This is a genomic window from Streptomyces niveiscabiei (genome assembly GCF_001419795.1).
Taxonomy (GTDB): Bacteria; Actinomycetota; Actinomycetes; order Streptomycetales; family Streptomycetaceae; genus Streptomyces; species Streptomyces niveiscabiei.
This window is the reverse complement of the sequence record NZ_LIRL01000330.1, coordinates 1-8,219: the sequence shown is the minus strand read 5'-3', so window position 1 is coordinate 8,219 and position 8,219 is coordinate 1. Positions and strand designations below refer to the sequence as shown.

Here is an 8,219-nt window from a genome sequence, read left to right as displayed (position 1 = left end):
GGCACCGCCGGCGGTGCCGTACAGAGCATGAACATCGCCCTCGGTTTCCCCGAGGAGCTGGGTCTTTCCACGATCGGAGTCGCACCGTGAGCGTGACGGCAGCAAAGGGATTCACGGCGGCGGGCATCGCCGCCGGGATCAAGGAGAGCGGCAACCCGGACCTGGCCCTCGTGGTCAACACCGGGCCGCGCCGCGCCGCCGCCGGTGTCTTCACCTCCAACCGCGTGAAGGCCGCGCCGGTGCTGTGGTCCGAACAGGTCCTCAAGACCGGCCAGTTGGCGGCCGTCGTCCTCAACTCCGGGGGCGCCAACGCGTGTACGGGACCGAAGGGGTTCCAGGACACGCACGCGACCGCCGAGAAGGCCGCCGAGGTGCTGAACGTCGGCGCGGGTGAAGTGGCCGTGTGTTCCACGGGACTTATCGGTGTCCTCCTCCCGATGGACAAGCTGCTCCCGGGAGTCGAAGCGGCGGCAGCGTCTTTGAGTGAACACGGCGGCGAGAAGGCCGCCATCGCCATCAAGACCACCGACACCGTCCACAAGACGTCCGTCGTCACCAAGGACGGCTGGACCGTCGGCGGCATGGCCAAGGGCGCGGGGATGCTCGCGCCGGGCCTCGCCACCATGCTGGTCGTCGTCACCACCGACGCGGACGTCCCAAGTGACCTGCTGGACAAGGCACTTCGCGACGCGACGCGGACCACCTTCGACCGCGTCGACTCCGACGGCTGCATGTCGACCAACGACACGGTCCTCCTGCTCGCCTCCGGCGCCTCCGAAGTCACCCCGGAGTACGCCGAGTTCGCGGAAGCCGTCCGCCAGGTCTGCGACGACCTCGGGCAGCAGCTCATCCGGGACGCCGAGGGCGCCAGCAAGGACATCAAGATCGAGGTGATCAACGCGGCGAGCGAGGACGACGCCGTCGAGGTCGGCCGGTCCATCGCCCGCAACAACCTCCTCAAGTGCGCCATCCACGGCGAGGACCCCAACTGGGGCCGCGTCCTGTCCGCGATCGGCACGACCAAGGCCGCCTTCGAGGCCGACCAGCTGAACGTCGCCATCAACGGCGTCTGGGTCTGCAAGAACGGCGGCGTCGGCGAGGACCGCGACAAGGTCGACATGCGCTACCGCGAGGTCCACATCGTCGCCGACCTCTCCGCCGGCACCGAGACCGCGACCATCTGGACCAACGACCTCACCGCCGACTACGTCCACGAGAACAGCGCGTACTCGTCATGAGCGAAACCCGCAAGCACAAGGCCCTGCCCAAGGCGCAGATCCTCATCGAGGCGCTGCCCTGGCTCACCCGGCACAACGGCAAGACCGTCGTCATCAAGTTCGGCGGCAACGCCATGGTCGACGAGGAGCTGAAGGCCGCGTTCGCCCAGGACGTCGTCTTCCTCCACCACGCCGGGCTCAAGCCGGTCGTCGTGCACGGCGGCGGCCCGCAGATCAACGCCGCCTTCGAGAAACACGGCATCGTCAGCGAGTTCAAGGCCGGCCTGCGCGTCACCACCGAGGACGCCATGGACGTCGTACGGATGGTCCTCGCCGGACAGGTCCAGCGCGAGCTGGTCGGCCTCCTCAACCAACACGGGCCCCTCGCCGTCGGGTTGACCGGCGAGGACGCCCACACCATCACCGCGACCAAGCACCGCCCCGAGATCGACGGCGAGCTGGTCGACATCGGACGCGTCGGCGAGATCACCGAGATCGACACCGGCGCCATCGAAGCGCTCCTCGCGGACGGCCGCATCCCGGTCGTCTCGTCGATCGCGCGCAGCCAGGACGACGGACATGTCTACAACGTCAATGCTGATACGGCTGCTGCGGCACTCGCTGCGGCACTGGGAGCCGAGACCCTCATGGTCCTCACGGACGTCGAGGGACTCTACGAGGACTGGCCGAACTCCGACGAGGTGATCAGCCGCCTCACCGCCTCCCAACTGGAGAAGCTGCTCCCGGAGTTGAGCTCCGGAATGGTCCCCAAGATGGAGGGCTGCCTGCACGCGGTGCGCGGCGGCGTGCAGACCGCGCGCGTCATCGACGGCCGCGTCCAGCACTCCATCCTGCTGGAGATCTTCACGAACGACGGGATCGGCACGATGGTCGTGCCGGACGACGCCGTTTCCGACAACGAAGAGGGGGACTCGGAATGACCGGCAACCAGGAGCTCACCGCCCGCTGGCAGGGCGCGCTCATGAACAACTACGGCACCCCCCGGCTCCCGCTCGTGCGCGGCGTCGGCGCCAAGGTGTGGGACGCCGACGGCAACGAGTACCTCGACCTCGTCGGCGGCATCGCCGTCAACGCGCTCGGCCACGCGCACCCCGCGATCGTCGAGGCCGTCAGCACGCAGATCGCGTCCCTCGGCCACGTCTCCAACCTCTTCGTCGCCGAGCCCCCCGTCGCCCTCGCCGAACGGCTCCTGGCCCGGTTCGGGCGCGACGGCAAGGTGTTCTTCTGCAACTCCGGCGCCGAGGCCAACGAGGGCGCGTTCAAGATCGGGCGCCTCACCGGCCGTACGCACATGGTCGCCACGACCGGCGGCTTCCACGGGCGGACCATGGGCGCCCTCGCGCTCACCGGGCAGCCCGGCAAGCAGGACGGCTTCCACCCGCTGCCGGGCGACGTCACGCACGTCCCGTACGGCGACGCGCAGGCCCTCGCCGCCGCCGTCACCGACCAGACCGCGCTCGTGATCATCGAACCCGTGCAGGGCGAGAACGGCGTCGTCGTGCCGCCCGCCGGGTACCTCAAGGCGGCCCGCGCCATCACCGCCGCGACCGGCGCGCTGCTCGTCCTCGACGAGGTGCAGACCGGGATCGGGCGCACCGGGAACTGGTTCGAGTACCAGGCCCACGAAGGCGTCCTGCCCGATGTGGTCACGCTGGCCAAGGGGCTCGGGGGCGGCCTGCCGCTCGGTGCGACCGTCGCCTTCGGGCGCGCCGCCGAGCTGCTCAAGCCCGGGCACCACGGGACCACCTTCGGCGGCAACCCCGTCGCCTGCGCCGCCGGCATCGCCGTCCTCGACACCATCGAGAACGAAGGGTTGCTGGAGAATGTCAAGGCGCAGAGCGAGAAGTTGCGGGACGGGATCGAAGGTCTCGGGCACTCGTTGATCGATTATGTCCGGGGCGCGGGCCTTCTCCTCGGTATCGTGCTCACCGGGCCGTACGCCGCGCAGGTGCAGCAGGCGGCCCAGGAGGCCGGGATCCTGGTGAACGCGCCCGCCGCCGACGTCGTACGGCTCATGCCGCCGCTGAATCTGAGCGACGACGAGGTGGCCGCGTTCCTTCGGGCGCTGCCCGGCATCCTCGATGCCGTGAACGGGGAACGAGCCGGAGAATGAGACGACGATGAGTGACGCTGCCGCTGGGCCGGCCGTTCCCCAGACGCGCACCGCGCGTCATCGGCGGATCGTGGACATCCTCAACCGCGAACCGGTGCGGTCGCAGAGCCAACTGGCGAAGCTGCTGTCCGATGACGGGTTGAGTGTCACGCAGGCGACGCTGTCGCGTGACCTCGACGAGTTGAACGCGGTCAAGATCCGTAATACCGACGGGGACTTGATCTATGCCGTGCCCAGCGAGGGGGGGTTCCGTACGCCTCGCGCTCCGCTGGGGGAGTCCGCGAAGGAGGAGCGGATGCGGCGGCTCTCCTCCGAGTTGCTGATCTCTGCGGAGGCTTCGGCGAATCTGGTGGTGTTGCGTACGCCGCCGGGGGCTGCGCAGTTCTTGGCGTCCGCCATCGATCAGGCTGAGTTGCATGACATCTTGGGGACCATTGCCGGGGATGACACGTTGCTGTTGATCAGCCGGGAGCCTAGTGGGGGGCAGGCGCTCGCGGATCATCTGCTGCGGTTGGCTCAGAACGGCAACTGAGGTGGGGGGAGCTGTGGTTGGCCGGGTGCGGGTTCGTTGTGGCTGGTCGCGCCCGCGCGGCGGTAGCCGCAAATCAACACAGCCCCGCGCCCCTAAAAACCTTCAGCCGAGGCGTGTTGCAAGGCCCCCTGTGCATCTGACCTCGTCTCCCGCCGTGATCAGTAAAGCTTCTACGTCCGGCAAGTCCTCCAGCCATGCCAGCGCCTCCCTCGAACCCATCGCGAATGCTGCCGTTGCCCAGCAGTCCGCCCAGGTGAGGGTGGGGGCCACAACTGTCACCGCTACCAGGTCCGTTACCGCCGAGTGGCCTGTTCTGGGGTCCACTATGTGCGCGCCCCGTTCCGCTGTGCCCGACGTCGCCACCGCCAACTCCGGGGCGCCCGCTGCTGATACCACCGCCGCCAAGCCTCCCGGCCGCAGCGGGTCCGATACCCCTACCCGCCACGGGCGTTCAGGGCCCGGTATCCCCAACAGCTGTACGTCTCCGCCCCCGTTGACGCTCACCCCCGTCGCTCCCGCCTCCGCGAGGATGCGGGCCGCCCTTTCCGTGGACCAGCCCTTCACTATCCCCGTGGGATCGAGGCGGCCCTCGTAGCGCATGCTGAACCAACCCCCGCTCAACTCCTCGGCCCGCGCGCCCAGTTCGAGGATCTCCGTCACCTCGGGGGAGCAGTCGGGCAAGGTCAGTTCGCCCCGCGCCATGCGGGAGATCTCGCTGTCGTCGCGGTACGTGCTGAAGACCTCGTCCACGCGGTGGAGGGAGGCCACCGCCTCTTCCAGGGCCGCGCTGATCCGGACGGGGTTCCCGCCGCGGACGTCGAAGGAGAAGACAGTCCCCATGACTTCTTCCACATGACGTACCGCGGCGGGAGCTTCGGGGGTCACCGGGTCAGACTCCGGCCTGGTCCAGGGCGGACTGCAACGACTTCTTGTAGCCGTCGGAGGTGTACGTCGCTCCCGACACCGTGTCGATGTCGGCGCTCTGCTTGGCGACCGCCTCGGAGTTGAGCTTGGGGACGGACTGTTCGGTCTTCTGTGTGCTCGTCCCGCCGGTGGGCGCCTTGACGGCCTCGGACTTCGTGACCTTGCCCCCGGCGACGGTGATGCGGACCTGGACGTCCCCGTACTGGGTCTGCGCAGCGTCCCCGGTGAACGTCCCGGACGCCTGCGCCTGACCGCTCCCCGAACCCTGCTCCTGCTGCGAACCACCCTGCGCGGAACCGGCGTTGGCCTTGTCGATCGCCGACTGGAGGGACTTCTTGTACCCCTCGGACGTGGAGGTCGCCCCCGACACCGTGTCGACGTCGGCGGACTGCTTCGCCAGGACCTCGGAGTTCAGCTTGGGGACGGACTGTTCGGTCTTCTGTGTGCTCGTCCCGCCCGTGGGCGCCTTGACGGCCTCGGACTTGGTGATCTTGCCGCCCGCGACGGTGATGCGGACCTGGACGTCGCCGTACTGCGTCTGCGCGACGTCACCGGTGAACGAACCGGACGCCTGCGCCTGGCCGCCGCCCTTCCCGGAACCGCCCTGCGCGCCGCCGGAGTTGGCCTTGTCGATGGCCGACTGCAACGACTTCTTGTAGCCCTCGGACGTGTACGTCGCCCCCGACACCGTGTCGATGTCGGGCGACTGCTTGGCGACGACGGCCGCGTTGAGCTTGGGCACCGCGTCCGCGGTCCGCTGAGTGCTCTGGCCGCCGGACGGCGCCTGGACGGCCTCCGCCTTGGTGATCCGGTTGCTGTCGATCGTCAGCTTGACCTGGACGTTGCCGTACTGCGTCTGGATCGCGTCCCCGGTGACCGTGCCCGTGACGGGCGCGCCGGCGCCGCCCTGGGCCGCCTCCTGCGCCGACGCGCCCGAGCCGGACGCCTGCGCGGACGAACCGGGGTCGGAGGACGGCTTGAGCGTCAGCAGCAGCACGATCCCGGACACGGTGGCGGCGCTGGCCAGCACGACACGCCGAAGCGGGTGGCTCTTCCTCATCTGTTTCTGGGCTCCTGAATATCCGTGGAAGGAGAGGTCTGGGGGCGCCGAGGGAGCGCCGGTGCTACATCTCGAACGACTCGTGGTGGATCCGGCGGGCCGGGACCCCGGCGCCGCGCAGCGACTCGTACACCGACTGCGCGAACCCGCCCGGACCGCACATGAAGACGTCGTGCTCGGCGATGTCCGGGATCTTCCGCTGGAGGGACTCGGCGGAGATGTCGGGACGCTCGCCGTCGGGGCTGTTCACGGCGTACATGAGCCGGGCACCGCGCTCGTCGGCGATCTTCGCCAGCTCGTCCCACAGGGCGAGGTCCTGGGTGCTGTTGGCGCGGTAGAGCAGGGTCAGGTCACCGGGGGCGCCGGGCAGCGTCTCGAACAGGGCGCGCATCGGGGTGATGCCGACCCCGCCGGCCACCAGCAGCACCTTGCCCCGGCTGCGGCGCGACGCGGTCATCGCGCCGTACGGGCCCTCGGCCCACACCTTCGTACCGGGCTGGAGACCCCTGAGGGCCGTGCTGTGGTCGCCGTTCGCCTTCACCGTGATCCGCAGCATGCCGGGGCGCGGCGCGGCGGACAGGGAGTACGGGTGCGAGCTGAACCGCATGCCGGGCGCGAGGAACCGCCAGCGGAAGAACTGGCCCGCCTCGGCGCCCATCCGGTGCAGCTTGCGCCCGCCGATCAGCACCGACACGACGCCGGGCGCCTCCTCGACGACCGCCTCGACGTACATGCGGTGGCGCAGGTTCAGCCGGATCGGCGTCAGCACCCGGTACCAGACCACCAGCGCGGTGACCGTGCCGTACAGGCCGTACCAGACCGTCTTCGCCGTCGAGTTGACGACGAACTCGTTGCCCGTGGTGAGCTGGTGCCAGAACGTCAGGAACACGGCCGCGTACGTCATCAGGTGGATGTGGTACCAGGTGTCGTACGGCATCCGCTTGCGTACGCCGCCCACCGAGACCACGCCGATCAGCACCAGCAGGCCGGTGCCGATCGCCGCCTTGCCCATGTCCGGCAGCTGGTTGACGAGGTCCAGCGTCTGCTGCACGAAGTCGCCGAGCGTCTTGCCCGCCTGGAGCGCGTAGCCCCACACGATCAGGAACACGTGCGCGAACGTCAGGCACAGCGTGTACCGGCCGCTCATCGCGTGCCACCGCGCGACCCGGTCGGAGCCGACCCAGCGCTCCAGCACGGGCACCCGCGCCATCTGCAACACCACGAGCGCCATCAGATATCCCGCCAACAGGCCGGTGATACGGCCCGCGTTGAGGATCATGCTGTCGGTGTTCGCGACGTTCGGCGTGTTGTCCCACCACAGCCACAGCACACCCACCGCACCCGCCCACACGGCGAGCAGCAGAGGGACTGCCGGGGACCGGCGCGGGCGGATGCGGCGCATCGTCTGGCGGCGGGCGGCACGTCCGCCTGCGATCGTGGTGGTCACGGTTCCTCCGTGGGACTTGACCCTTGGCCCACAGATACGCGGCGGAGGCGGAGAGTGTTCAGCCGGTGGCGAGTATCGGCTCCGAGACTTCTACACAATCTTTCCGTACGGGGGGCTACGGAGGCCATACGGAGGGTCTTACGGAGGTCTTACGAGGGGCAGGCCGCCACCGGCGTCACCGAGGTCACCCGCGCCGCCGGGAGCAACGTCTCCTTACCGCCGCCCGGCTTGATACGTACGCCGCCCGGGCCCGCGCCCAGCAGCTCCCCGCACCGCTCTCCGGTCGTCGTCGTGACCCGGATCAGATGGCTGGGAGCGGGGTCCCCCTCCGTCGTCGCCCATACGACGATCACGGCCGCCGCCGACAGGGCGATTCCGGCCAAGCAGCAGGCCGCCGCGTACCGGAGATATCGGGTGACCCGGACGATCTCGCTTCTCGTCCAGGTACGCAGGGACCGGCCGGCCAGGAGGATGCGGTGGTCGGGGCTGCCGTGAGCGGCTCGTACGGCGAGGACCGAGCCTGCGACGAGGAGGACGAACGCGGCGGCCATCAGGGCGCCGGCCGTGTAGCGGGACCAGTCGGGGGTCTTGGCCAGGTCGTCCCTGCCCTTGAGGGTGACGAGGACGGCGAGCAGCGCGGTGAGGCCGGTCAGCCCGGCCCGCCAGCCTTCCGCCTGGCGGCGGAGTTCGGGGAGCTGCGTGAACTCCAGTTCGCGGGCCAGCTCGGCCCAACGCCGGTCGCGTCTGTCCACGGGGTTCGCCATCAGGGGGTCCCTGCCTGGAGGTTGGTGACCGTCCAGCTCGCTCCGCAGCCGATGAAGGGGACGTCCGGGGGGAGTTGGGGGTGCGGGTGGCCGCACTCGCAGTAGTGGATCTCCTGGAGGAGGGCGGACTCGGGGGTCGGG

8 protein-coding genes are annotated in these 8,219 nt (G+C 69.5%); 4 read left to right on the top strand and 4 right to left on the bottom strand.

Annotation, left to right across the window (positions count from 1 at the left end):
* The first annotated feature begins 86 nt into the window (after positions 1-86).
* Genes argJ through AOK24_RS16915 form a run of 4 tightly spaced genes read left to right on the top strand, consistent with a single transcriptional unit; the run spans position 87 to position 3,883 of the window.
* Positions 87-1,238 (top strand): bifunctional glutamate N-acetyltransferase/amino-acid acetyltransferase ArgJ, encoded by a 1,152-nt coding sequence (gene argJ / locus AOK24_RS16930; RefSeq protein ID WP_055720907.1) that lies wholly within the window; start codon positions 87-89, stop codon positions 1,236-1,238.
* Complete coding sequence (argB, locus tag AOK24_RS16925; protein WP_055720906.1) at positions 1,235-2,158, top strand: acetylglutamate kinase; 924 nt, start codon at positions 1,235-1,237, stop codon at positions 2,156-2,158. Before argJ ends, argB begins: the two co-directional genes overlap by 4 nt.
* Entirely contained in the window at positions 2,155-3,351 is a 1,197-nt protein-coding gene (locus AOK24_RS16920) for an acetylornithine transaminase (protein WP_055720905.1), read from the top strand. Before argB ends, AOK24_RS16920 begins: the two co-directional genes overlap by 4 nt.
* Positions 3,352-3,358: 7 nt before the next feature.
* Complete coding sequence (locus tag AOK24_RS16915) at positions 3,359-3,883, top strand: arginine repressor (protein WP_010350234.1); 525 nt, start codon at positions 3,359-3,361, stop codon at positions 3,881-3,883.
* A 102-nt stretch (positions 3,884-3,985) separates the two neighbouring features.
* Here the strand turns inward: AOK24_RS16915 and AOK24_RS16910 are convergent, their stop codons facing one another.
* From AOK24_RS16910 to AOK24_RS16895, 4 genes are all read right to left on the bottom strand, one after another.
* Positions 3,986-4,723 (bottom strand): FAD:protein FMN transferase, encoded by a 738-nt coding sequence (locus tag AOK24_RS16910; RefSeq protein WP_055720904.1) that lies wholly within the window; start codon positions 4,721-4,723, stop codon positions 3,986-3,988.
* Positions 4,724-4,772: 49 nt separating this feature from the next.
* Positions 4,773-5,867 (bottom strand): FMN-binding protein, encoded by a 1,095-nt coding sequence (locus AOK24_RS16905; RefSeq protein ID WP_055720903.1) that lies wholly within the window; start codon positions 5,865-5,867, stop codon positions 4,773-4,775.
* A 64-nt stretch (positions 5,868-5,931) separates the two neighbouring features.
* The gene (locus tag AOK24_RS16900; protein ID WP_055720902.1) at positions 5,932-7,314 is read right to left on the bottom strand and encodes a ferredoxin reductase family protein; all 1,383 of its coding nucleotides are present in this window, start codon (positions 7,312-7,314) and stop codon (positions 5,932-5,934) included.
* Positions 7,315-7,463: 149 nt separating this feature from the next.
* Positions 7,464-8,078: a hypothetical protein gene (locus tag AOK24_RS16895; RefSeq protein ID WP_055720901.1), complete on the bottom strand. Its 615-nt coding sequence runs from the start codon at positions 8,076-8,078 to the stop codon at positions 7,464-7,466.
* Between the last annotated feature and the right edge of the window lie 141 nt (positions 8,079-8,219).

What these genes read in the sequence shown, in the direction of transcription:
- argB (WP_055720906.1), top strand. Translation starts at nt 1,235, where the DNA reads ATGAGCGAAACCCGCAAGCACAAGGCCCTGCCCAAGGCGCAGATCCTC.
- AOK24_RS16920 (WP_055720905.1), top strand. Translation starts at nt 2,155, where the DNA reads ATGACCGGCAACCAGGAGCTCACCGCCCGCTGGCAGGGCGCGCTCATG.
- AOK24_RS16915 (WP_010350234.1), top strand. Translation starts at nt 3,359, where the DNA reads ATGAGTGACGCTGCCGCTGGGCCGGCCGTTCCCCAGACGCGCACCGCG.
- AOK24_RS16910 (WP_055720904.1), bottom strand. Translation starts at nt 4,723, where the DNA reads ATGGGGACTGTCTTCTCCTTCGACGTCCGCGGCGGGAACCCCGTCCGG.
- AOK24_RS16905 (WP_055720903.1), bottom strand. Translation starts at nt 5,867, where the DNA reads ATGAGGAAGAGCCACCCGCTTCGGCGTGTCGTGCTGGCCAGCGCCGCC.
- AOK24_RS16895 (WP_055720901.1), bottom strand. Translation starts at nt 8,078, where the DNA reads ATGGCGAACCCCGTGGACAGACGCGACCGGCGTTGGGCCGAGCTGGCC.